26 protein-coding genes are annotated in these 23,490 nt (G+C 61.0%); 13 read left to right on the top strand and 13 right to left on the bottom strand.

Annotation, left to right across the window (positions count from 1 at the left end):
• The first annotated feature begins 67 nt into the window (after positions 1–67).
• Positions 68–2,941, top strand: coding sequence for an excinuclease ABC subunit UvrA (gene uvrA, locus Q1A91_RS20470; RefSeq protein WP_299882080.1), 2,874 nt, complete (start codon positions 68–70; stop codon positions 2,939–2,941).
• A gap of 107 nt (positions 2,942–3,048) precedes the next feature.
• On the top strand, positions 3,049–3,291 hold the full coding sequence (locus Q1A91_RS20465) for a hypothetical protein (RefSeq protein WP_299882078.1): 243 nt from the start codon (positions 3,049–3,051) through the stop codon (positions 3,289–3,291).
• Positions 3,292–3,303: 12 nt separating this feature from the next.
• Here the strand turns inward: Q1A91_RS20465 and Q1A91_RS20460 are convergent, their stop codons facing one another.
• The 4 genes from Q1A91_RS20460 to Q1A91_RS20445 all read right to left on the bottom strand — a co-directional run bounded on the left by Q1A91_RS20460 (position 3,304) and on the right by Q1A91_RS20445 (position 7,772).
• Positions 3,304–4,641 carry an MmgE/PrpD family protein gene (locus Q1A91_RS20460; RefSeq protein WP_299882076.1) on the bottom strand — a complete coding sequence of 446 codons (1,338 nt, stop codon included), beginning with the start codon at positions 4,639–4,641 and terminating at the stop codon, positions 3,304–3,306.
• Positions 4,642–4,712: 71 nt separating this feature from the next.
• Complete coding sequence (mmsB, locus tag Q1A91_RS20455) at positions 4,713–5,588, bottom strand: 3-hydroxyisobutyrate dehydrogenase (protein ID WP_299882264.1); 876 nt, start codon at positions 5,586–5,588, stop codon at positions 4,713–4,715.
• A 19-nt stretch (positions 5,589–5,607) separates the two neighbouring features.
• Positions 5,608–6,633 (bottom strand): enoyl-CoA hydratase/isomerase family protein, encoded by a 1,026-nt coding sequence (locus Q1A91_RS20450; protein ID WP_299882074.1) that lies wholly within the window; start codon positions 6,631–6,633, stop codon positions 5,608–5,610.
• Positions 6,630–7,772 carry an acyl-CoA dehydrogenase family protein gene (locus Q1A91_RS20445; protein ID WP_299882072.1) on the bottom strand — a complete coding sequence of 381 codons (1,143 nt, stop codon included), beginning with the start codon at positions 7,770–7,772 and terminating at the stop codon, positions 6,630–6,632. Before Q1A91_RS20445 ends, Q1A91_RS20450 begins: the two co-directional genes overlap by 4 nt.
• Positions 7,773–8,157: 385 nt before the next feature.
• Here Q1A91_RS20445 and Q1A91_RS20440 point away from each other — a divergent pair, with 385 nt between their 5' ends.
• Entirely contained in the window at positions 8,158–8,796 is a 639-nt protein-coding gene (locus tag Q1A91_RS20440) for a VPLPA-CTERM sorting domain-containing protein (protein ID WP_299882070.1), read from the top strand.
• 81 nt (positions 8,797–8,877) lie between these two features.
• Here the strand turns inward: Q1A91_RS20440 and Q1A91_RS20435 are convergent, their stop codons facing one another.
• Complete coding sequence (locus tag Q1A91_RS20435) at positions 8,878–10,377, bottom strand: CoA-acylating methylmalonate-semialdehyde dehydrogenase (protein ID WP_299882068.1); 1,500 nt, start codon at positions 10,375–10,377, stop codon at positions 8,878–8,880.
• A 117-nt stretch (positions 10,378–10,494) separates the two neighbouring features.
• Here Q1A91_RS20435 and Q1A91_RS20430 point away from each other — a divergent pair, with 117 nt between their 5' ends.
• From Q1A91_RS20430 to coaD, 3 genes are all read left to right on the top strand, one after another.
• Entirely contained in the window at positions 10,495–11,388 is an 894-nt protein-coding gene (locus Q1A91_RS20430) for a LysR family transcriptional regulator (RefSeq protein WP_299882066.1), read from the top strand.
• A 58-nt stretch (positions 11,389–11,446) separates the two neighbouring features.
• A complete protein-coding gene (locus Q1A91_RS20425; RefSeq protein ID WP_299882065.1) occupies positions 11,447–11,881 on the top strand; it encodes a CBS domain-containing protein in 435 nt (144 codons plus the stop codon).
• Positions 11,882–11,959: 78 nt separating this feature from the next.
• Positions 11,960–12,451 carry a pantetheine-phosphate adenylyltransferase gene (gene coaD / locus Q1A91_RS20420; RefSeq protein ID WP_299882063.1) on the top strand — a complete coding sequence of 164 codons (492 nt, stop codon included), beginning with the start codon at positions 11,960–11,962 and terminating at the stop codon, positions 12,449–12,451.
• A gap of 60 nt (positions 12,452–12,511) precedes the next feature.
• Here coaD and gap (Q1A91_RS20415) read toward each other — a convergent pair whose 3' ends face one another.
• The 3 genes from gap (Q1A91_RS20415) to gap (Q1A91_RS20405) form a co-directional block, all read right to left on the bottom strand.
• A complete protein-coding gene (gap, locus tag Q1A91_RS20415) occupies positions 12,512–13,519 on the bottom strand; it encodes a type I glyceraldehyde-3-phosphate dehydrogenase (RefSeq protein ID WP_299882061.1) in 1,008 nt (335 codons plus the stop codon).
• A gap of 110 nt (positions 13,520–13,629) precedes the next feature.
• Positions 13,630–13,773, bottom strand: a complete 144-nt coding sequence (locus tag Q1A91_RS20410; protein ID WP_299882058.1) for a hypothetical protein — start codon at positions 13,771–13,773, stop codon at positions 13,630–13,632.
• Between the two features lie 62 nt (positions 13,774–13,835).
• Positions 13,836–14,837, bottom strand: coding sequence for a type I glyceraldehyde-3-phosphate dehydrogenase (gap, locus tag Q1A91_RS20405; RefSeq protein ID WP_299882056.1), 1,002 nt, complete (start codon positions 14,835–14,837; stop codon positions 13,836–13,838).
• A gap of 223 nt (positions 14,838–15,060) precedes the next feature.
• On the opposite strand from gap (Q1A91_RS20405), the gene Q1A91_RS20400 reads away from it, so the two are divergent.
• Complete coding sequence (locus Q1A91_RS20400) at positions 15,061–16,032, top strand: DUF808 domain-containing protein (protein WP_299882054.1); 972 nt, start codon at positions 15,061–15,063, stop codon at positions 16,030–16,032.
• Here Q1A91_RS20400 and Q1A91_RS20395 read toward each other — a convergent pair.
• Together Q1A91_RS20395 and tkt are read right to left on the bottom strand one after the other, a co-directional pair.
• On the bottom strand, positions 16,017–16,205 hold the full coding sequence (locus Q1A91_RS20395) for a hypothetical protein (protein WP_299882052.1): 189 nt from the start codon (positions 16,203–16,205) through the stop codon (positions 16,017–16,019). The genes Q1A91_RS20400 and Q1A91_RS20395 overlap by 16 nt on opposite strands.
• A gap of 255 nt (positions 16,206–16,460) precedes the next feature.
• Complete coding sequence (tkt, locus tag Q1A91_RS20390; protein WP_299882051.1) at positions 16,461–18,476, bottom strand: transketolase; 2,016 nt, start codon at positions 18,474–18,476, stop codon at positions 16,461–16,463.
• Between the two features lie 249 nt (positions 18,477–18,725).
• Between tkt and Q1A91_RS20385 the strand changes: the two genes are divergently transcribed.
• The 4 genes from Q1A91_RS20385 to Q1A91_RS20370 all read left to right on the top strand — a co-directional run bounded on the left by Q1A91_RS20385 (position 18,726) and on the right by Q1A91_RS20370 (position 20,332).
• Positions 18,726–19,229 carry a hypothetical protein gene (locus Q1A91_RS20385; RefSeq protein WP_299882048.1) on the top strand — a complete coding sequence of 168 codons (504 nt, stop codon included), beginning with the start codon at positions 18,726–18,728 and terminating at the stop codon, positions 19,227–19,229.
• Entirely contained in the window at positions 19,229–19,630 is a 402-nt protein-coding gene (locus tag Q1A91_RS20380) for a cell division protein ZapA (protein WP_299882047.1), read from the top strand. Before Q1A91_RS20385 ends, Q1A91_RS20380 begins: the two co-directional genes overlap by 1 nt.
• A gap of 88 nt (positions 19,631–19,718) precedes the next feature.
• Positions 19,719–19,904, top strand: a complete 186-nt coding sequence (locus tag Q1A91_RS20375; protein WP_299882045.1) for a hypothetical protein — start codon at positions 19,719–19,721, stop codon at positions 19,902–19,904.
• Positions 19,901–20,332, top strand: a complete 432-nt coding sequence (locus Q1A91_RS20370) for a response regulator (RefSeq protein ID WP_299882044.1) — start codon at positions 19,901–19,903, stop codon at positions 20,330–20,332. Before Q1A91_RS20375 ends, Q1A91_RS20370 begins: the two co-directional genes overlap by 4 nt.
• Before the next feature lie 96 nt (positions 20,333–20,428).
• On the opposite strand, the gene grxD is transcribed toward Q1A91_RS20370, so the two are convergent.
• From grxD to Q1A91_RS20355, 3 genes are read right to left on the bottom strand one after another with little or no spacing between them, the layout of a single operon-like run.
• Positions 20,429–20,791 (bottom strand): Grx4 family monothiol glutaredoxin, encoded by a 363-nt coding sequence (grxD, locus tag Q1A91_RS20365; RefSeq protein WP_299882042.1) that lies wholly within the window; start codon positions 20,789–20,791, stop codon positions 20,429–20,431.
• Positions 20,788–21,132, bottom strand: a complete 345-nt coding sequence (locus tag Q1A91_RS20360) for a hypothetical protein (RefSeq protein ID WP_299882040.1) — start codon at positions 21,130–21,132, stop codon at positions 20,788–20,790. The genes grxD and Q1A91_RS20360 overlap by 4 nt, the downstream gene beginning before the upstream one ends.
• A 4-nt stretch (positions 21,133–21,136) precedes the next feature.
• Positions 21,137–21,373: a BolA/IbaG family iron-sulfur metabolism protein gene (locus Q1A91_RS20355; RefSeq protein WP_299882036.1), complete on the bottom strand. Its 237-nt coding sequence runs from the start codon at positions 21,371–21,373 to the stop codon at positions 21,137–21,139.
• A gap of 155 nt (positions 21,374–21,528) precedes the next feature.
• Here Q1A91_RS20355 and Q1A91_RS20350 point away from each other — a divergent pair, with 155 nt between their 5' ends.
• Both Q1A91_RS20350 and Q1A91_RS20345 read left to right on the top strand, forming a co-directional pair.
• The gene (locus tag Q1A91_RS20350) at positions 21,529–22,497 is read left to right on the top strand and encodes an XdhC family protein (RefSeq protein ID WP_299882034.1); all 969 of its coding nucleotides are present in this window, start codon (positions 21,529–21,531) and stop codon (positions 22,495–22,497) included.
• Positions 22,494–23,477 carry a molybdopterin-binding protein gene (locus Q1A91_RS20345; protein WP_299882032.1) on the top strand — a complete coding sequence of 328 codons (984 nt, stop codon included), beginning with the start codon at positions 22,494–22,496 and terminating at the stop codon, positions 23,475–23,477. The genes Q1A91_RS20350 and Q1A91_RS20345 overlap by 4 nt, the downstream gene beginning before the upstream one ends.
• Positions 23,478–23,490: the final 13 nt, after the last annotated feature.

The raw sequence follows: 23,490 nt of genomic DNA, 5'->3' as shown, positions 1-23,490 counted from the left end.
GTTCTCATTTTTTCATTGGAGAATCCATCACAACCGCCTATCTACATCCCCTGAACAGGGGTGCGACATGGCTGAGCTTAAAAACATCGAAGTCCGCGGCGCGAGAGAGCATAATCTCAAGAACATCGACGTGGATATTCCACGTGACCAACTGGTTGTTATCACGGGGCTTTCGGGGTCCGGCAAGTCATCGCTCGCTTTTGACACGATCTATGCCGAAGGGCAGCGGCGCTATGTCGAATCGCTCAGCGCATATGCGCGGCAATTCCTCGACATGATGCAGAAACCGGATGTGGATCACATCTCCGGCCTGTCGCCCGCCATTTCGATTGAACAAAAAACCACCTCCAAGAACCCCCGTTCCACCGTGGGCACTGTCACGGAAATCTACGACTACATGCGTCTGTTGTTTGCGCGGGTCGGCACGCCCTATTCACCCGCGACCGGCAAGCCCATCGAGGCGCAGCAGGTACAGGACATGGTCGACCGCATCATGGGGATGGAGGAGGGGACCCGCGCTTACCTGCTCGCCCCGATCATCCGCGACCGGAAGGGCGAGTATCGCAAGGAGTTTCTGGAACTGCGCAAGCAGGGTTTCCAGCGGGTGAAAGTGGACGGGGAATTCTACGAGTTGGACGCGCCCCCGACGCTCGACAAGAAATTCCGCCACGACATTGACGTGGTGGTGGACAGGATCGTGGTGCGCGAAGGGCTGGAGACGCGGCTGGCCGATTCCTTGCGCACCGCGCTCGATCTGGCCGATGGCATCGCTATTCTGGAGACGGCCCCCAGCGAGGGCGATCCGGAACGCTATACGTTCTCCGAGAAATTTGCCTGCCCCGTCAGTGGTTTCACCATTCCGGAGATTGAGCCGCGCCTGTTCTCCTTCAACGCGCCCTTCGGGGCCTGTCCGGATTGTGACGGTCTGGGGATGGAGTTGTTCTTTGACGAACGCCTCGTGGTGCCGGATCAGAACCTGAAAATCTATGACGGCGCGCTGGCCCCCTGGCGCAAGGGCAAAAGCCCGTATTTCCGGCAGACCATCGAAGCCATTGCCAAGCACTACCAGTTCAACCAGCAGACCAAGTGGAAAGATCTGCCGGAGAAGGTGCAACAGGTGTTCCTGCGCGGCTCCGGCACGGAAGAGATCAAGTTCCGCTATGACGAAGGCGGTCGTGTCTATGAGGTGACGCGCGTCTTTGAAGGGGTGATCCCCAACATGGAACGCCGCTACCGCGAGACGGACAGCAACTGGATCCGTGAGGAATTCGAGCGCTATCAGAACAACCGGCCCTGCGGGACCTGCGAAGGGTTCCGTCTGCGGGCAGAGGCTCTGGCGGTCAAGATCGGCCCGCCGGAGAAGTTGCTGCATGTGGGCCATGTGGTGCAGATGTCGATCAAGGAAGCGTTCGACTGGTGCGAAGAGGTGCCGGGCTATCTGAGCGCGCAGAACAATGAAATTGCGCGGGCGATCCTCAAGGAAATCCGCGAGAGGTTGGGTTTTTTGAACAATGTGGGGCTTGAGTATCTCACGCTCAGCCGGAATGCGGGCACGTTGTCGGGCGGGGAAAGCCAGCGTATCCGGCTGGCGTCCCAGATCGGCTCCGGCCTGACCGGAGTGCTCTATGTGCTGGATGAACCCTCCATCGGGTTGCACCAGCGGGACAACGACCGGCTGTTGCAGACGCTCAAGAACCTGCGCGATCAGGGCAACACGGTGATCGTGGTGGAGCATGACGAGGAAGCGATCCGCGAGGCGGATTACGTCTTTGACATCGGCCCCGGTGCGGGCATTCACGGCGGACAGGTGGTCAGCCACGGTGTGCCAGCTGTCATTGCGGCGGACAAGAATTCCATTACAGGTCAGTACCTAACAGGGACGCGCGAGATTGCCGTGCCGCCAACCCGGCGCAAGGGGAACCGCAAGAAGCTGAAGGTGGTCAAAGCGACGGGCAACAACCTGCGCGGGGTCACGGCGGAGTTTCCGCTGGCGAAGTTTGTCTGCGTTACGGGGGTGTCGGGTGGCGGGAAATCGACGCTGACGATTGAAACGCTGTTCAAGACGGCCTCCATGAACCTCAACGGCGCGCGGCAGACGCCGGCCCCCTGCGAGACAATCAAGGGGCTGGAGCATCTGGACAAGGTGATCGACATCGACCAGCGCCCCATCGGACGGACGCCACGTTCCAATCCGGCGACGTACACGGGGGCCTTCACGCCGATCCGTGACTGGTTCGCGGGGCTGCCGGAGGCCAAGGCGCGCGGCTACAAGCCCGGTCGGTTCAGCTTCAACGTCAAGGGCGGCCGCTGTGAGGCCTGTCAGGGCGATGGTGTGATCAAGATCGAGATGCACTTCCTGCCGGATGTCTATGTGGAATGTGAAACCTGCAAGGGCGCGCGCTACAACCGGGAGACATTGGAGATCAAGTTCAAGGGCAAGAGCATCGCCGATGTCCTTGATATGACAGTGGAAGATGCGCAGGCGTTTTTTGCGGCGGTGCCATCCATTCGCGAAAAGATGGACGCGCTGATGCGGGTCGGGCTGGGCTATATCAAGGTGGGCCAACAGGCGACCACCCTTTCCGGGGGCGAAGCGCAGCGGGTGAAACTGTCCAAGGAACTGTCCAAGCGATCGACGGGTCGGACGCTCTATATTCTGGATGAACCGACGACGGGTCTGCATTTTGAAGACGTGCGTAAGTTGTTGGAAGTGCTGCATGAACTGGTCGATCAGGGCAATTCGGTGATTGTCATCGAACACAACCTTGATGTGGTCAAGACCGCCGATCACATCATCGACATTGGTCCCGAAGGGGGCGATGGCGGCGGTATGATCGTGGCGGAGGGCACGCCGGAGCAGGTGGCGGAAGTGGCGGAGAGCTATACCGGCAAGTACCTTAAGCCGATGCTGTCGAAGCAGACGAAAGTTGCGGCGGAGTAGGGTGCTGCGCTGTTTGATGTAGATCTGACCTTTTAGGTCAGAATGTCACATCCTGCTGCGCCGCAGAAAACCTACCTCTCTCCCTGGAACCGAGGAGAGAGAGCGCGATGACAACCTGTTCGACCAATACCACCGTCCGTCCTGCCAGCCCGCTGATGGAAAAATCCAAGGCGCGCGTGACCGCCGTGACCCAATCGTTGGAGTTCAAGGTGCTGACGGGCCTGCTCATGGTGTTGATGCCTTGGGGCGCTGCAATCGCAACTTTCGGCTATGTCGCCTTCATCACCGTCATGCTGGCGCTGGTGCCGACGGCTTTCGTGTTGTTGATCCTCATTACCGTCGGGAAATAGCGCGGAAGCCGATCATCCGGAGCTACAGCACAGATCGATCAACCGCGCGGTGTCCTGCGCATCAAGCGTATCAAACGCACCGCTCAGCTGTTCCAGTTCTGTCGCGCGGGCCTCTCCCAGAATGGGGTCTGTGAAGAGATGGAACTTCTGCGAGATTTCAGCGTCGGAGAGCGGCAGGTCATTATCGCCGCGCGGTGTTCGGGGATCATCTGCCAAGCGGCGGCCGTCCTTGGTCAGAATCGTCACCTGCGCCCAGCGTTTGCCTTGTGAGATCTTTGTCAGATGCGGGTCGTCGATCAGGGTGATGCGGTTGCTGATGGCCTGAATGGCAGGGTCGGTCAGCGTTGCGGCGTCCAGCTCCGGCACGCCGATCTGGCCGCGCACGATCATTGTGGCAACCGGAAAGGCGATCCCATAGGCAAATTCGCAGGAGGTTTGCGGCGCATGACCGGCAAGACGGGTGGCGTTGTGGAAGGTGCGAATTTCCACGGTTTCAATGTCTTGTGGTGTCAGATCGTGGGTGGCCGTCAGATGGGCGACCGCATCGATGCTGGGGTGGGCCCAGCGGCAGCAGGGGTAGGGTTTGTAACTGGTGTCCTCCACGGTGCGCCAGACGCTGCCCAGATCGTTCCAGAAGTCAGGGGCGGCTTCACAGGTCAGGGCAGGGGCGCCGGTGAACCCTTCACGCGCCAGATAGGCAGCGGTGATGCCGGAGGGCGCGCCCCAGCCGACGCCATCGCGCACCATGGTGGGGTGGTCGATGCAGCGCATCATCTGGCTGCGTGGTCCGTGGTATTCACCGATGCCTGCCGCATGGCGCAAGACGCCTGCGTCGCACCCCAACATCCGCGCGGCCATCGCGGCCACGCCCACAGCCGTCCATGCGCCAGACGTGTGGTAGTCCGCACAGGTCGCGTGCTGGGCCAGCCCTGCGCGGCCGCTGATCTCATACCCGACCGCCAGATGTGCGGCGAGGTCGCGACCCGTCAGGGGGCTCTCAGCCGCATCCGCCATGGCGAGCAGGGCGGGAAACACTGCTGATCCGACATGGCCCTTGCAGGGCGACGTGGTGTCATGGGCATCCACGGCGTCGATGGTGAAGGCACCGGCCATGGCTGCTCCCGCCGGGCTGACCGGTCGGCCATCCATCAGCATCCGCGCAGCCCCCGCGTCCCCAACGCCGTAGAGGGCAATCGCCGCGCGCCGGGCAATCACCGACATATCCGTGCGGGAGGCCACGGCGGCGACGCCCATCGTGTCCGTAAAGGACCGCCGCAGGACCCACAGCAGATCAGGTGGCAGGTCGCTATAAGTCAGTTCAGCAGAAAAGGTTTCGAATGGAACAGGCATGGGTGCCTCCGTGAGGTGCGATTCCTCTCACCTTACGGCAGCACTTCGGCCAGGAATGCCCGTTTGCGACCTCAGCCTTCGCGGCTACGCGCGGCAAACCGGGGCAGCATGGCGCTGAAATCCTTGCCCTGACCGTCCTCGTCTTCGACGAATTGTTTGTAGAGCGCCAGTGCGGCGGCCCCCATGGGCGTGTCTGCATTGACCAAAGCGGCGGCTTGCTGGCTGAGGCCAAGGTCCTTCAGCATCAGTTCCGCTGCAAACCCCGGCTGGTAGTCGTTGTCCGCAGGAGAGGTCGGGCCGACACCGGGGGCAGGGCAATAGGCATTCATCGACCATGAATAGCCCGAAGAAGTGCTGACCACGTCGAACATCTTTTGCCGGTCCAGACCCAGCTTGTCGGCAAGCGCAAAGGCTTCGCAGGTGGCGATCATCGTGGCGCCAAGGATCATGTTGTTGCAGATCTTCGCCGCCTGTCCGGCACCGGCGTCACCGCAATGCACGGCCTTCTGACCCATGATGTCAAAGAGCGGGGCGGCGGCGGCAAATGCGGCCTCTGATCCGCCGGCCATGAAGGTCAGCGTGCCGCCTGCCGCGCCGCCAATGCCGCCTGAAACGGGGGCATCCACCCACAAAAGAGACGCCTTTTCAGCGGCTTCTGCGGTGTTCCTCGCGCTTTCCACATCCACGGTGGAGCAGTCGATGAGCACGGCACCTGCGCGCATGTGCCCAATCGCTTCTGCCGCAACGTCGCGCAGGATCGTGCCATTCGGCAGCATCGTGATCACCACATCCGCGCCGGAGACAGCGCTGGCGATACTGTCCGCGACAGCGACGCCGTCGGCCTGCGTGCCGGCGACGTCATATCCCCGCAGGCTGTGGCCAGCTGATGCCAGATTGGCCGCCATCGGTGCGCCCATGTTCCCCAGTCCGATAAAGCCGATGTTCAGGCTGCTCATGGTGGTCTCCTCAGAGTTTCAGTGCGTTCTTGCCCAAAGGCATCAGCATTTGCGCGACAGCGACGGCTGGCACGTCACAATCTGCATAGCGCCATTTGGGTTGGCGGTCTTTGTCGATGATAGCGGCGCGGATGCCTTCGAGGAAATCCGCATGTTCCATTGCGCGATAGGTGAAGCGGTATTCCAGGTCGAGCGCTTTTTCCAGCGTCAGAGAAGGTCCGCGCAGACGGTGCAGCATCTCAACGGTGCAGGCCATGGACAGCGGGGACGGGCGGCTGAGTTTCTTCAGGGCGTCCTTGGCAAAATCAGTGTTGGCATGGCGCAGATCGTTGAGGATGTCGCCAAGCGCTTCGCCGGCAAAGAGCGCGTCGATTTCCGGCTGCTGTGCGCGCAGCGCGCCCGCGGGCGCAGGCTGGCCGGTGACCGTCTCTGCATCGCCTGTTGATTCAAGCGTATCGATCATCGCGGGCCAGTCGGTCTGGGGCACAAAGGTATCGGCAAACCCCGCCAATATCGCGTCATCTGGCCCCATCCGCGTGCCTGTCAGGCCAAGGTATTCTCCCAGCCGTCCCGGTGCCAGCGCCAGCATAAGCGACCCGCCGACATCCGGCACCAGCCCGATGCCGCATTCCGGCATGGCGATCTGGCTGCTTTCCCCCACAATGCGGTGACTGCCGTGACAGCCGATCCCGACACCGCCACCCATGGTGAACCCTTGCAGGAAGGACACAACAGGCTTGGGATAGGTGAAGATCTTGTTGTTCAAACGGTATTCATCGGCCCAGAATTTCTGCCCATAGGCATAGTCGCCGTTGGTACCGGTCTCATACAACTCCGCGATGTCGCCGCCAGAGCAGAAGGCGCGGTCGCCCTCCGCGTCGATCACCACCAATGCGACCGCGTCATCCTCCCGCCAGGCGTCCACCGCTGCCTCGATCGCCAGACACATCTCATAGGTCATCGCGTTCAGCGCGTGGGCACGGGTGAGGGTGATACGCCCCGCGCGGCCCGTGATGCGGATGGAGATATCGCTCATCTCTGGGCCAGCATGTCGCGGGCGACGATCACGCGCATGATTTCATTGGTGCCTTCAAGGATCTGGTGCACCCGCAAATCGCGGACCAGCTTTTCGATGCCGTAATCCGCCAGATAACCGTAGCCGCCGTGCAGTTGCAGGCATTGGTCCACAACCTTGCTGCCCGCCTCTGTCACGAACTTCTTTGCCATGGCGCAGAATTTCGTCGCATCGGGCGCGCCGTTGTCGAGCTTCCACGCCGCTTGCCGCAGGAAGGTGCGGGCGGCTTGCAGCTCGATCTCCATATCGGCGAGGCGGAATTGCAGGCCCTGAAACTGGTCAATGGGTTTGCCGAAGGCCTGCCGTTCACCCATGTAGTTCAGTGTAGCAGTCAGCGCGGTCTGTGCGGCCCCCAGCGAACAGGCGGCGATGTTCAAACGGCCGCCATCCAGCCCCATCATCGCATATTTGAAACCTTTGCCTTCCTCACCGATCAAATTCGTGCTCGGAATGTTGCAATTGTCGAACTGCACTTGCGCCGTGGGTTGGCTGCGCCAGCCCATTTTATCCTCCAGACCGCCGAAGGAAAGGCCCTTGGTGCCGTCTTCGACATAGACGGTGGAAACACCGGCGGCCCCTTCATCCGCGGTGCGCACCATGCAAACGTAAGCGTCAGAATAGCCCCCACCGGAGATGAATGCCTTGGTGCCGTTGAGCCTGTAGCCTTCGTTTGTCCGTTCCGCGCGGGTCTTGAGGGCGGCGGCGTCGGACCCGGAACCGGGCTCAGTCAGGCAGTAGGACAGCACCGTGTTCATTGACAACACATCGCCCATGATCCGCGCTTTCATGTCATCGGAGGCAAAGGTGTCGAGCATCTTGGCGCACATGTTGTGGATCGACAGGAAGGCCGCAACCGACGGGCAGGCCATCGACAGCGCTTCAAACACCAGCGTCGCATCAAGCCGCGTCAGGCCGGACCCGCCCCCGTCTTCGGAAACATAGAGGCCACCAAAGCCAAGTTCGGCGATACGCGGCCAGAGTTCCTTGGGGATCGTCCCATCGCGTTCCCAGGTCTGTGCATGGGGGGCGATGTGTTCCTGCCCGAAGGCATATGCCATGTCGAAAATGGCGGTTTGTTCTTCGCTGAGTGCAAAATCCATGCCGTCGAACCCGTAGTTATTGAACGCTTGTTTAATTGCAGGATTGCCGCGCCAATGCAAGTTCCTGCATCAAGATAGGCACAGTTTGTGCCGCGCGGGATCGAGCGATTCGTAAGGCAACGGCAGAGCGACTCCGGGAGAGTTCTCTCCGCAGACACACGTTAAGGGAGATTAGCACAGCCGATAGCGTTAACTTTTTCGCGGAATGCGCGAATATGACAAAAAAGTGGCAAAAGATCGCAATTTGAATGATTTTTGTGCCATGATGTTTGCTGCTGTCATGAATAACGCAAGTCAATTTGGAATTTTGAATATGAGACACTCTGTTTTCGGTGCAATCCTCGGGGCACTTGCCCTCTCCGCTACATCCGCTTTTGCTTCAACAGTGTTGGAGCCGACAACGCTTGATTTCGAAGGCGGCGCAAGCGTCTATCCAAGGGCCGCGGGTTCAACCGCGACAGTGGACGGCTATATCCTTGAAGATCTGAACATAGGCAGCGGCAACTGCCGTGCGGGCGATTGTACGCATGAATCCGGTCAGGGTGTCCTGCTGACGCTGAGACGGACGATGAACGAAGTGTTCAATTTCGACAGCTTCTGGTTTTCGTCCCAGGGCAATGGCAACAGCGGTGACAATTACGTCAGTGTGACGGCCTTTACCGGCGGTCCCGGCACCTATGTGAAAGGGCAGACGATTGACTTCTTCTTTGGCCGCACCTTCGCAGAGATCCTTTCAGAGGACGGCGCGACCGTGATCCATGTGGAAGGGGAAGCCCCAACGCCCGGCAACTCCAGCGATTGCCGGAACAACGGGATCTGCAAGCAATATGGCTACAGCGTCGGCCTTGGCGCTGGATTTGACAACGTCACGAAGATCGAGTTTTCCGCGCTGGCCACGGGCAACAACCGGTTGGACGATTTCGGTGTTGCGCGTCAGGTGGCTGCGGTGCCGTTGCCCGCAGCGGGTTGGCTGTTGATTGCGGGTCTGGGTGGTCTTGTCGCCGCCCGTCGCCGCCGCACCTGATTTCAGCATGATCGAAATCGGAAAAGGCAGCCCCTGAGGGCTGCCTTTTTTGTTGTGTGGCGCACTGGTCGGGGTGGGCAGTTACTCCATCACAGGGATGGAGAATTCGCCACCTTCCTTGATGCCTGACGGCCAGCGTGCGGTCACGGTCTTGGTGCGTGTGTAGAACTTGAACGCATCCGGCCCGTGCTGGTTCAGGTCGCCAAAGACGGATTTCTTCCAGCCGCCGAAGGTGTGATAGGCCAGCGGCACCGGGATCGGCACATTGATGCCGACCATGCCGATGTTGATCCGGTTGGCGAAATCACGGGCGGCGTCGCCGTCACGGGTGAAGATCGCGGTGCCGTTGCCATATTCGTGGTCCATGGCAAGGCCAATCGCCTCCTCGTAGCTTTGCGCGCGCACGCAGGTCAGGACGGGGCCAAAGATCTCGTGCTTGTAGATGTCCATGTCCTTGGTGGCGCGGTCAAACAGATGCGGGCCGACGAAATAGCCGTCCTCATAGCCTTGCAGTTTGAAATCACGGCCATCAACGACCAGTTCCGCACCCTGATCGACCCCGGTCTGCACCAGACGTTCGATGTTGGCCTTGGCCGCTGCGGTTACAACAGGGCCGTAATCCACGTCATTGCCGGAGGTATAGGGGCCGACTTTCAGGCTTTCGATGCGCGGAACCAGTTCCTTGATCAGCCGGTCGGCTGTCTCGTCACCCACGGGCACCGCAACGGAGATCGCCATGCAGCGTTCCCCTGCCGCGCCATATCCCGCACCCACCAGCGCATCCGCCGCCTGCGCCATATCAGCGTCGGGCATGATGATCATGTGGTTCTTGGCACCGCCGAAACACTGGACCCGTTTGCCCTGCGCACAGCCTGTGCCGTAGATGTATTCGGCGATCGGGGTGGAGCCGACAAAACCGATGGATTGGATCACCTCATCATAGAGGATCGCATCCACCGCTTCCTTGTCGCCGTTCACGACTTGCAGGATGCCGGGGGGCAGACCGGCTTCTTCCATCAGTTCAGCCAGCATCAGGGGCACGGAAGGGTCACGCTCGCTTGGTTTGAGGATGAAGGCGTTGCCACAGGCAATGGCGGGGGCAAACATCCACATCGGGATCATGGCAGGGAAGTTGAAGGGCGTGATGCCTGCGGTGACACCCAGCGCCTGGCGCATGGAGTACATGTCGATGCCGGGGCCTGCGCTGTCGGTGTAGTCGCCTTTCAGCAGTTCGGGCGCGCCGATGCAGTATTCGACCACTTCCAGCCCGCGCTGCACGTCGCCTGCGGCATCCGGCAGGGTCTTGCCATGCTCACGGCTCAAGGCTTCGGCCAGTTTGTCCATGTTGTCGTTCAGCAGACCGACGAATTTCATCATCACCCGCGCGCGGCGCTGCGGGTTGGTCGCAGCCCATGCAGGTTGCGCGGCCTGGGCGTAGGCGACGGCCTGTTTGACCTCGTCAACTGAAGCCAGCGGGCATTTGGCCTGCACTTCGCCGGTGGCCGGATTCATCACATCGGCAAAGCGGCCGGAGGTCCCTTTGACGTGTGCGCCGTTCATGTAGTGGGTCAGTTCTTGCATCACTCTCTCCCTATGATTTGGCGCACGATAGCCTTGCAAAAACCCCGCAGGTAGGGGCAAGAAGTCAAAATGGTTTTGCATTTTTGCAAAGCATCAAAGGTATTGTACGGGGATGCCATGCAGAATTGGGATGATCTGAGGCTGTTTCTGGCCGTCGCGCGCGAACAAAGCCTGTCGGGTGCGGGCAAGGTGCTCAAGCTTGATCCGGCCACGTTGAGCCGGAGGGTGGCCCGGCTGGAGGCGGGGCTGGAAACGGTTTTGTTTGTGAAATCCCCGCAAGGCTACGCGCTGACCGACGCCGGTGCGCAACTGCTGGAGCGGGCGGAAGCGGCTGAACAGGCGATGCGGCTGGCGGTGTCGGGGGTTGCTGCGCCGTCCGATACGCTCAGCGGTTTGATCCGGATCGGTGCGCCGGATGGCTGCGCCAACTTCCTGCTGCCGCAGGTCTGTGCCCAGATTGGCGCGGCGCACCCCGATCTGGAGATACAGGTCGTTGCCCTGCCACGGGTGTTCAACCTGTCCCGGCGCGAAGCGGACATGGCGGTTGCGGTATCTGCGCCGACGGCGGGGCAACTGCTGGTGCAGAAGATAACGGAGTATCATCTGCATCTTGCGGCATCTGACGCCTATCTTGCCCGACATGCACCGATTTCCACCACGCAGGACCTCGAAGGGCATCGGCTGGTCGGATACATCCCTGACATGATCTTTGACCGGGAACTGGATTATCTGTCGGATCTTGGTCTGGGGCGCGTGGCGCTCAGCTCGAACTCAGTGGCGGTGCAGGCGCAGATGCTGCGGCAGGGGGCGGGGATCGGCGTGGTGCATGACTTTTCGCTGCCCTTCATTCCCGGTGTCCAGCGGGTATTGCCGCAGGAGGTCTGCCTCAGCCGGGCGTTCTATTTGATCCGCCATCAGGGCGATCAGCAGAACCTGCGCCTGCGCCGCTTTGCAGAAATCCTGTCGGCGGCGATCCGGGCTGAAGTTGCGCGTTTGGAAGCAAAGACTTGACAGAACTCACCCTTGCGCCGACGCTGATACAAGGTGGGGTGGAAAGAAAGGACTGGCCATGCTGGTGTCGCAAATTCTCAAATCAAAAGCGTCCGATCAGGTTTATACATCGCAACCAACGATGTTGATCTCGGAAGCGGCCAACATCCTGTCTGAGAAACGGATCGGGACGCTGGTTATTTCCCGTGACGGCAAGAGCCCCGATGGCATCCTGTCAGAGCGCGACATCGTGCGGGAACTGGGCGCGCGGGGGGCAGGGTGCCTGACCGACACGGTGGAAAAGCTGATGACGACCAAGCTGGTGACCTGTTCCGAAGAGGATCGGGCTGATGCGGTGTTGCAAAAGATGACCGATGGCCGGTTTCGGCACATGCCGGTGCTCAGGGACGGTGCCTTGGTCGGGCTGATCTCGCTCGGGGATGTGGTCAAGGCGCGGCTGGCAGAGCTGTCGATGGAAAAAGACGCGCTTGAAGGCATGATCATGGGCCACTAGGCCCTTTGGCTGCTTGCGCCTTGGGGCATGGCATGATTGCTTGCCCGGCACATACGGAACCAGATTCAGGACAGCCCCATGCGCGTTGGACTTTACCCAGGCACCTTTGACCCCATCACACTGGGACATATGGATATCATCCGGCGCGCGACGCGGCTGGTGGACAAGCTGGTGATCGGCGTTGCCATCAACCGCGACAAGGGCCCGCTCTTCAGTCTGGAGGAGCGTGTCGGCATGATCGAGGATGAATGTACCGCGCTCAGCGCCCAGACCGGGGTGGAGATTGTCGCCCATCCGTTCGAGAACCTGCTGATCAACTGTGCCCATGATGTGGGGGCGCATATGATCATCCGTGGCCTGCGGGCCGTTGCGGATTTTGAGTATGAATATCAGATGGTTGGGATGAACCGCCAGCTGGACGATTCAATTGAAACGGTGTTCCTGATGGCGGAGGCACAGCATCAGGCGATCGCCAGCAAGCTGGTCAAGGAGATCGCGCGGTTGGGCGGTGATGTGTCGAAGTTTGTCACACCGCGCGTCAACACAGAGGTCCGTGCGCGGTTTGATTGAGGCATTTGGGGGTAGGCCTGAGATGGGTGCAAGCACCCATCCTACGGGCGCTCGGACCCCTCACCCGCTGTCCGCCCCTGCCATGACCTGCGCCGTATCCAGCATGCGGTTCGCAAACCCCCATTCATTGTCATACCACGCCAGCACGCGGATCAGGTTGCCCTGCTGAACCGCCGTCTGGTCCAGCGCAAGGCTCGCGCTGTGGGGATCGTGGTTCAGGTCTGTTGACACCAGGGGGCGGTCGATCACTTGCAGCACGCCGTTCAGCGGCCCGGCAGCGGCGCGGGCCATTGCGGCGTTCACTTCGTCTTCCGTCGCGTCTTTTGCCGTTTCCACCACCAGATCAATGCAGGACACATTGGGCGCAGGCACCCGGATCGAGGTGCTGGTGATCACCCCTTCCAGATGCGGGAGTACCTTATCGAGCGCGCTGGCCGCACTGGTGGAGGTTGGCACCATCGACAAAGCCGCCGCCCGCGCGCGGTAGAGGTCGTCTTGCGCGCGATCATGGGTCGGCTGGGTGCCGGTGTAGCTGTGCACGGTGGTCATATGCCCGCGCTTGATCCCGAAGTTTTCATGCAGGACATGCGCCACTGGGGCCAGACAATTGGTGGTGCAGGAGGCGTTGCTGATCACGGTATCCGCAGGTGTGATCAACCTGTGGTTCACCCCGTAGACAATTGTTTTCACGTCCCCTTTGCCGGGGCCGGAGATCAGAACCTTGCCCGATCCGTTTTCGAGGTGCTGGGCGGCATCGGTGGGCCTGGTGAAATGCCCGGTGCATTCCAGCGCGATGTCCACATCGTCCCATGCCAGTTTCGCGGGATCCTGCGTTGCGCTGAGCCGGATCGGGCCACGCCCGACATCAAGGGTGCTGCCCTCCACCGTGACGGGGGCCGCAAAACGTCCGTGGACACTGTCGAACGCCAGCATATGGGCCATCGTCTCTGGCGTGGCGAGGTCATTGATCGCGACGATCTCAACCCCTTGCAGGTTGCGTTCCACCAGTGCCCGAACGACCATGCGTCCGATGCGGCCAAATCCGTTGATGCCCAATCTGAGGGTCATGTCACCCACCTTTTGATCAAATTATGATCCAAAGAACGCCCATCACATCGGTCTGTCAACGGGGGCGATGCCAGAATATAGTATCAATACAATGTTTTAGGGCAGAAAGCTCACCGCCAGAAGGCGAGCCATTCCAGCAGTTCCAGCATCTTGCGGAAGAGGAACATCAGATGGTCAGAGCCGTAGATCATCACATCCACCACCAGTATCGCGCAGATCAGCACAATCAGGGTAAAGGCAATGCGGTTGGTCACGGGGCAGGCACCATTGATAGGGACTGCCCCGATATGACAGGGCCGTGCGGGGGGTGCAAGGCTCAGCCGAGCTGGCCCATGGCCACAGCGACATCGGCCATCCGGACAGAGAATGCCCATTCATTGTCGTACCAGCCCAGCACGCGCACGGTGCGGTCGGAGACAACAATGGTCTGATCCGGCGCAAAGATGCAGCTTTCTTCGGTGTGGTTGAAGTCGATGCTGACCTTTTGCTCAGGATCGTAGCCCAACACGCGCTTCATCTCACCCTCAGCGGCGGCTTTGGCGGCGGCGTTGATCTCCTCCACGGTGACCTTGCGGCACGCCTGAAAGGTCAGATCCACGGCAGAGACGTTGGGCGTGGGCACCCGCATCGCGGTCCCGTCGAGCTTGCCCTTGAGCGCGGGCAGCACTTCGCCCAATGCCTTGGCGGCGCCGGTTGACGTGGGGATCAGCGCCATGGCGGCGGCGCGCGCGCGGTAGAGGTCGTTGTGGCGGCGGTCCAGCGTGGGCTGGTCGCCGGTGTAGCTGTGGATCGTGGTCATCAGACCGCTTTCGATGCCCACGGCCTCGTGCATGACCTTGGCCAATGGGGCGAGGCAATTGGTGGTGCAGGAGCCGTTGGAGATCATCGTGTCAGAGGCCTGCAACGTGTCGTGGTTCACGCCGTAAACGATGGTGCGGTCGATGTTCTTGCCGGGGGCGGACAGCAGCACACGTTTGGCGCCCTGTTCGATATGCACGCCTGCCTTGTTGCCGTCGTTGAACTTGCCGGTACATTCCAGCACCACGTCGCAGCCGGTCCAGTCGAGCTCTTCCAGATTGTAGGTCGACATGACTTCGATGTCGTTCTGGCCGAGGTTCATATAACCATCATCCAGCGTGATCTCACCGGGGAAGCGGCCATGCACGCTGTCGTATTTCAGCAGATGCGCGGCTGTTTCAATCGGGCCGGTCGCGTTCAGTTTCACAACCTCGATGTCATCACGCCCGGAGGCGGCGATATGGCTGAGCGTGCAGCGGCCGATGCGGCCGAAACCATTGATACCAACTTTGATCGTCATGGGATGTCCTATGGGGTTGCAGCCGGGGCCAGCGGGCCGGGGCCGGGCAGTCTTGCCGCTCTATAGCGGGGGGCATGTGGAAGGATAAGGGGGAAAACTGCGTAAAATCGGGATGTTAGCGATAAACCTTCCTGTTAGCGGTAAAGGTCCAATGAACAGGTTGGCTTGCGGTATCGGTTGGATATGCTAGCAGCGGGGTAACGAGGACCAAAAAGGACTGGGTATGAGTGGCTTGATTGCGTTGCTGGATGATGTTGCAGCGATTGCCAAGGTTGCGGCGGCGTCAGTTGATGATGTGATCGGGCAGGCGGCGAAGGCGGGCTCCAAGGCCGCGGGTGCGGTGATTGATGATGCTGCTGTGACCCCGAAATATGTTCAGGGTTTCGAGGCCAGTCGCGAACTGCCGGTGATCTGGAAGATCACCAAGGGGTCGTTGCGCAACAAACTGGTCTTCCTTTTGCCGATAGGGCTGCTGCTGGCCAATTTCGCGCCCTGGGCCATCGCACCGCTGTTGATGCTGGGCGGTGCATACCTGTGTTTTGAAGGGGCGGAGAAGGTCGCGCATGTGCTTGGCATGTCGCACGGCCACGAAGACCACCCCGGCAAGGCAGAGACCATTGACGATCCGGCCCATCTTGAAGAACAGAAAGCCGCGGGTGCAATCAAAACCGATTTCATCCTGTCGGCGGAGATCATGACAATCTCTCTGGCGGCGATCCCGCCGAGCAATTTCTGGATGGAGGCCGCCACGCTGGCGACCGTGGCCGTGATGATCACTGTTGTGGTCTACGGGTCTGTGGCGCTGATCGTGAAGATGGATGATGTCGGGCTGGCGCTGGCCAACAACGGCCGTCTTGGCCTGACCCGCGCGGCGGGGCGTGCGATCGTGCGCGGGATGCCCGGCTTTCTAAAGCTGCTGACGATTATCGGCACCGCAGCGATGCTTTGGGTGGGCGGGTCGATCATTGTGCATGGGCTTGAGGAAATGGGCTTTGGCACATTGGGCCATCTGATCCATGACGGGGCCTATGCGGTGGGGCATGCGGTGTCACCTGCGCTGGAAGGCGCAGTTGAATGGTTCTCCAAAGCCGTGATGGATGGTGTGCTTGGTCTGGGCATCGGCCTGTTGCTGATCCCGGTAGGTGAAAAAGTCATAACGCCGATCTGGCGCGCGGTTTTTCACAAAGGCGCGTGATCACGCTCTCGGGTGGTGTGGACAACGGCCATCGACAACAGCGCAAGCAACACAAGCTGGCCGGTGATGACATAAACGGCAAAAGCCACAGGGGCTGACCCGCCCATTGCAAGGCTCAATGTCGCGCAAAGCAATGCGCTGATCATGCCGACAAAAAGATATCCGATTGACATATCTACCTCCTTCTTTCCCGCGTGGGACCCTTTTGGTCTTCTCACCTATCGGGAGAGCAACTGCATCGCTCAACCATAGGGTGTCACTTCGACATTTCCAGAGAGAATATGAGGTTCGAATTAATTTTCGTTAAATTTCGCAAGACTTCGCTGATCGGCAGGTCAAACTGGAAACAAAATGGCCCTTTCGTTTCCAAAAACGAAAAAGTCCCGCCCTTTTTGCAAAGACGGGACGTTTACAGGGCGTTAACCGGATCAGAGCAGGGCGCGGGCCTTGTCTGCGATGTTCTGGGCAGTGATGCCGTATTTTTCGAACAATTCGCCTGCGGGGGCTGAGGCACCAAAGCTTTCCATGCCGACGAAATCCGCCTTGCCGTACTTGCCGCGTTCCCCCAGCAGCCAGCGGTCCCAGCCTTGCCGGACACCGGCTTCAACCCCGACACGCACGGCACCTCCGGGCAGGATCCGCTTGCGGTAGGCATCATCCTGCGCGGCAAACAGCTCCATGCATGGCATGGACACGACGCGCACGCCGATGCCATCGGCTTGCAGGATGTCGCGGGCTTCCATCGCCAGATGAACTTCTGAACCGGTGGCGATCAGGATCACCTGACGTTTGCCGTCGGCATCAGCCAGCACATACGCGCCCTTGGCAGAGAGGTTGGTGTTCTTGTGCTCTGTCCGCACGGTCGGCAGGCCCTGACGGGTCAGGGACAGCACCGATGGGGTCTCCTTGGAAGAGAACGCCAGTTCCCAGCTTTCCGCCGTCTCGATGGTGTCGGCAGGGCGGAAGACAAGCGTGTTCGGTGTTGCACGGCTGATCGCCAGATGTTCGACAGGCTGGTGGGTCGGGCCGTCTTCGCCCAAGCCGATGGAATCGTGGGTCATCACGAAGACCGTCGGGATTTTCATCAACGCGGCCAACCGCATGGAGGGCCGGGCGTAGTCGGTGAAACACATGAAGGTGCCGCCATAGGGCCGCACGCCGCCATGCAGCGCCATGCCGTTCATCGCAGCGGCCATGCCGTGCTCCCGAATGCCCCAATAGACATAGCGACCACCGCGGTTGTCCACGTCAAAGACGCCCAGATCAGACGTCTTGGTGTTGTTGGATCCCGTCAGATCGGCAGAGCCGCCAACGGTTTCGGGCAGGATCGGATTCAGGACTTCAAGCGCCTTTTCGGAACTGGCGCGGGTGGCCAGCTTTGGGGCTGCTTCCGACATCTGTTTCTTGAAAGCCTTGACCGTCGCGCTGAGTTTCTTGGGGGGATCGCCCGCCAAGGCACGGTTGAAGGTCTCACGCTTGTTGCGGGACATCTTGTCAAACCGTTCTTCCCAGGCGCGCCGCTCGGCGGTGCCACGCTTGCCGATCTCTTCCCAGGCTGTTTTGACATCTGACGGGATCTCGAACGGGCCGGTCTTGACGCCATACGCTTCTTTGGCGGCCTGCAACTGGTCAGGATCGGTCAGCGCGCCGTGGCCTTTGGAGGTGTCCTGTGCTGCGTGACCCAGGGCAATGTGGGTCTTGCAGGCGATCATCGTCGGCAGGTCGGACCCTTTCGCTTCGGTCAGGGCTGCGTCAATTTCGTCGGGGTTGTGGCCGTCAATTTCAATCGTGTGCCAGCCTGCGGCGGCAAAACGCCCAACCTGATCGGTGCGGTCAGACAGGGTGAGGGGGCCGTCGATGGTGATGTTGTTGTTGTCCCACAGCACGATCAGTTTGCTCAACTGGTGCCGACCTGCCAGCGTGATGGCCTCCTGGCTGACGCCTTCCATCAGGCAGCCGTCGCCCGCGATGACATAGGTGTGGTGGTCGACAATCTTCTTGCCGTAAGCCGCGCGCTGGATTTCCTCCGCCATGGCGAAACCGACAGAATTGGCGATGCCCTGGCCCAGCGGTCCGGTTGTCGTTTCAATCGCATCGGCAAGGAAGTTTTCCGGATGGCCAGCTGTGCGGGCGCCCATCTGGCGGAAATTCTTGATCTCTTCCAATGGGAACTGGGTGTCGCCCACCAGATGCAACAGCGCATAGATCAGCATCGAGCCGTGACCGGCTGACAGGATGAACCGGTCCCGGTCTGGCCACAGCGGGTTGGCCGCGTCGAATTTCAGGTGCCGTTCAAACAGGACCGTCGCCACATCGGCCATGCCCATCGGCATGCCGGAGTGGCCGGAATTGGCGGCTGCAACCGCATCCAGTGTCAGCGTGCGGATGGCCGTGGCCTTGGCCCAGTGGTCGGGGTGGTTTTTGCGCAGTTCGTTCAGATCCAAGGGTCACATCCTTTGCGGAGAGCTTTGCGGGATAGGCGATTTCCCCGTCCATACCAGCGATTGGACAAAGTGCAAGCCGAAGGCGGCATCGGCGATGTCTTGCTGGATCAACTTCGCCGTCCAACCTGCTGATCTAAAAGGGGCGCATTTGTCGCGCGGCTTGTTTAGGATAAAGTACACGGCGGACGCCACGCGATTCGTGCGGGGCGATCCGTGTCAAAGCTGCGTGCAGGAGTATCGGACCGGGTTATGAGTGACATCGACGAATTACAAAGCCGCATCACGGCTGCGATGGACCGTATCGCCAAAGGCGTGGATGCCGCGCGGGACAAACCGCCCGCGCCGGATCCCGAAACGGTGCGCGCGCTGGAGGATGAACGCACGGCCAATGCGCAGCTGCGCGAACGGGTCTACGCGCTCAAAACCAAGGCGGATGAGGAACTGGCGAGCCTGCGCACGCAGGTTGAGGATACAGGCGGCCGTATTGCTGCGCTGGATCTGGAGTTGCAACGCCTGCGCAAGGCAAATCAGGAGCTGACCGATGCTTGTGCTGCCCTGCGCGAAGCCAATCAGGAAGGTGTGGGGGAGCCGCATCTGATCAACACCGCCATGCTCGCGGAGCTTGAAGGGCTGCGGGCCGCCCGCGCCAGCGATATTGCAGAAGCGGACGCCATTCTTGCCGCCCTGGAACCGCTGGTGAAAGAAGCGGCAGATGCGCCCTCTGAACCCACCCCCGCGAAGGAGAGCGACTGATGCCCGAGGTTCGGATTACAATCGGTGGCCGCCAGTTCGAAGTGGCCTGTCAGGATGGCGAGGAAGGGTATCTGCACTCAGCCGCGAAGATGCTGGATGACGAAGCGCAGGTGCTCTCGGATCAGGTTGGTCGCATGCCCGAAGCGCGGATGCTGCTGATGGCAGGCCTTCTGTTGGCCGACAAGGCAGCCTCTGTCGAGGATCGCATAAACGAAGTGCGCTCCCAGCTTGCGGAGCGGGAGGCGGAGCTTGCAGGGCTGCGCAATGCGGGCCCCGAAGCGGAGCGGGTCGAAGTGCCGGTTGTGCCGCAGGAGGTCAAGGACACCCTGGCAGAACTGGCGGCACGGGCCGAGGCTTTGGCCGCGCAGGTCGAGGAAAACGCGGACGGTGATGCAGGCTGATCCCAGCGTTTAGACGTTTCTTAAGCTGTTGCACCTATGGTCCTTGCCGGACGGCTCATAACTGGGCGTAGCCGGGAGGGTCAGTCATATGGTGCAGGTATTGAGGTTTTTGGTCGCGTTGGGCGACAGCGTGTTGGCGCAATTCAAGCGGCTCGTGGATCTGATCGAAGGGGCCACGGTGCCCGATGATCTCATCCCGTTGCGTCAGACGACGGCGGCACGGCGCGGTTCTGACGTGCAGCGATCAGCGGGACAAGACGGTCCTTTCTCATGAACATGCGCGCACAGCCACCCAAGACGCGGATCAAGCGCCTGATGATGATCGATGACAATGAGATTGATCAGATGATGTACCGCAGGGTGATCAAACGATCGGGCATGGTGGACGAAGTTGTCGGCTTCCTCTGGGCGTCAGAGGCGTTGGAATATCTGATGGACCCTGCCTCTCCGCCAGTTGATCTGATCCTGCTGGATGTGAACATGCCGCGCATGGATGGGTTTGAATTCCTGCAAGCGGCCTCGGACGCGGTTGGGCCGGATTTCGCGCCAGTGGTGGTGATGCTGACCACGTCGCTCAACCCGCGGGACTATGACCGGGCGATGAAGTATGACGCGGTACGGGAGTTTTTGCACAAACCCCTGTGCCTTGAGCATATCACCCATCTTGCCACGCTGCTGGACGAACGCGCGACCTCTACCTGACAGCGGGCCGCGCCATGCAAAATGCCGGGTGCATCGCATCCCGGCATTTCCGTTGTCTATCGCGCTGGCCAATGCCAGTGCGGCTGTCCAATCAGATCAGGCGTTGGCTTCGCGGATCTTGTCCGCGGCGTCCTTGTCGAAGGTCACGCCGTTCTCTTCCAGCAGCGTGTCAAGCTCACCCGAGATGGTCATTTCCGTGATGATGTCGCAGCCGCCGACAAATTCGCCCTTCACATAGAGCTGCGGAATGGTCGGCCAGTCGGAGAATTCCTTGATCCCCTGTCGGATGGTTTCATCGGCCAGCACATTCACATCGGAAAAATCCACGCCCATGTAGTTGAGCACCCCAGCCACGCGGGAGGAGAACCCGCATTGCGGCATTTCCTTGGTGCCTTTCATGAAAAGCACCACATCATTGGCGGTAATCTGTTCTTTGATCTGGGTTGTTGCGTCGGTCATGTTTTGTCCTTGTTGCGTTGGAATGCGGCATGGAAACGCCGGGCATAGGTTTCGTCATCAGCCAGCGGCTGAACATCGGTGCCGGCGCTTTCCAGGCTGGAAATGCCCCGTCCACGGGTCAGGCTCGTGTGTGCCCGCTCAAGACTTTCGTTGCGGCGTTGCGTGCGTTGCACGGCTTCAAGGTCCAGCGCCTCTGTGCCCAGGGGGCGCGGGCCAGCCTGCATGCGTTCAGGCTGGCGGGAAGACAGCGACCGGTAGGTGCCTGCCTGCGCGCGGTACTGGGCAATGGAGATACCCACTACAGCGACAAGCGCAATGCCGATGATCCAGCCCCAGAACATGGGCCTATTCCGGCGCGCGGGTGGTCAGGGCCAGCGCGTGCAACTCGCCATTGCTGCCGTCCATCTTGCCTTTGAGCGCGGCATAGACGGCGCGTTGTTGCTGCACCCGGTTCATGCCTTTGAAGGAGGCATCGACAACCATGGCAGCCATGTGCACGCCATCGTTGCCTTCGACGGTGATTTCAGCCTCCGGAAAGGCGACGCGGATCAGCTCTTCGATCTCGCTGGCTTGCATGGGCATGGCGGGCTCCGCTTGGTTGTGTTGCTTTGGCTCAGATGTAGTGGGGCTGGCAGGTCTGTGCAAGCGATAGCGGCGCATTGTCTGCGGGCTTTGATGTTGAGGCTTGGTGCTGCGCACTCTACGCTGTGCGCAGGCGGGCCAGTGGGAGGAAACGCATGCAACAGATTGATCAGGCACCGGAACAGGCATTGGCTTGGGCTGATGCCGGGCAGGGTGCAGCGCTGGCGACGGTGATTGAAACCTGGGGGTCTGCGCCGCGCCGGGTTGGCGCGCAACTGGTTGTGGCGGGCGACGGCGCGATGGAGGGCTCCGTCTCTGGCGGCTGTGTCGAGGGCGCGGTGGTGCTGGAGGCGCGGGATGTGATCGAAAACGGCGGCACACGGGTGCTGGAATACGGGGTAAGTGACGGGGATGCTTTTGCGGTTGGTCTGGCCTGTGGTGGTACCATCCGCGTGTTGGTCGAACCCATCGGCGATGGCGGCATGCCGGTAGAGATGTTGCGGGAACTGGTCGCGGCCCGCGCCGCCCGCACGCAGATCGCTTATGAAGTGGCGCTGGACGGCAGCGCGCGGGCATTGGTGCGTGAGGGCCACGCGGACCGGTTTCGCATGGACCGTTCCGGCGTGACCGAAGACGGCGCGACCTTCGTGGCCATTCACAACCCGCCCTTGCGGTTGGTTGTCGTTGGCGGTGTGCACATCGCGCAGCATCTGGTCAGCATGGCGCAGGGTGCGGGCTTTGATCCGCTGGTGATTGACCCGCGCGAAGCCTTTGGCGCAGCGGCCCGCTTCCCGCAGGCCCGCGTGATCAACGACTGGCCTGATGACGCCATCAACGAAGTGGGCATTGATGCGCGGACGGCTTTGGTCCTGCTGACCCATGACCCCAAGCTGGATGATCCCGCGCTTGAGATCGCCTTGCGCTCGGACGTCTTTTATATCGGGGCGCTTGGCAGCAAGCGTACTCATGCAGCCCGTGTTGAGCGTTTGACAGGGGCGGGATTCTCCGAAGCGCAGATCGCGCGCATCCATGGCCCGGTTGGCCTTGATATCGGGGCGGCAGGTCCGGCAGAGATCGCCGTGTCGATCCTTGCCCAGATGATCCAGACATTGCGCAAACCATGAAGTTCGGTCCGGTGCCCTTGGCGGAAGCGGAAGGCGCGGTTCTGGCCCATTCGGTGGCTGTCGCCAGCGGTCGGTTGCGCAAGGGCCGCGTCCTGACCACGCAGGACATTGCTGCCTTGCAGGAAGCGGCATTGGATGTGGTGATCGTCGCGCGACTGGAACCGGGAGACGTGGATGAGAACACCGCCGCCCAACGGCTGGCGGAAGCGGTTGCGGGGCCGGGACTGCGGCTGAGCACGGCGTTTACGGGCCGGGTCAATCTGCTGGCCGAAGGGCCGGGTGTCAGCGTGTTGGATGTGGCGGCGCTGGAAGCGGTGAACGCGATTGATCCGATGATCACCATTGCGACGGTTCCGCCCTATCAGCAGATGCGCGATGGCGGGATGGTCGCAACGATCAAGATGATTTCCTACGCAGTGGCGGGGGCGCATCTGGAGGCAGCCTGCACGGCCGCCGGACAAGGCGCGATCCGGCTGGCAGCGCCGCAACTCAAAACCGCGACGCTGATTGTAACAGACATCCCCAAGGGCCCTGGTGACAAGGGCCGGATGGCCATCGCGGCGCGGCTGGAGGCGTTGAACGCGACGCTGGAAAAGACCGTGGTCGTGCCCCATGAGGCTGGCGCTCTGGATGCAGCGTTGCGGGCGGCAGGTACCGATCTGGTGCTGATCCTGACCGGGTCGGCGACCTCCGACATTGATGATGTCGCGCCTTCGGCAGTGCGCGCGGCGGGCGGCGTGGTCCACCGGTTCGGGATGCCGGTTGATCCCGGCAATCTGCTGTTTCTGGCGGATCTCAATGGGGTGCCCGTGATTGGCCTGCCGGGCTGCGCCCGTGCGCCCGCGTTGAACGGGGCCGATTGGGTGTTGTCGCGCATTCTATGCGGTTTACCGGTAAGTGCCGGTGATATTGCCGGGATGGGCGTGGGCGGGTTGCTCAAGGAGATCCCGACGCGGCCGCAACCCCGTCGACCACGGTGAAGGGGCGGGGCTT

The organism is uncultured Sulfitobacter sp. (assembly GCF_947500075.1).
Lineage (GTDB): Bacteria > Pseudomonadota > Alphaproteobacteria > Rhodobacterales > Rhodobacteraceae > Sulfitobacter.
The sequence above is the reverse complement of the archived record's forward strand: the minus strand, read 5'-3'. Positions and strand labels throughout refer to the sequence as shown.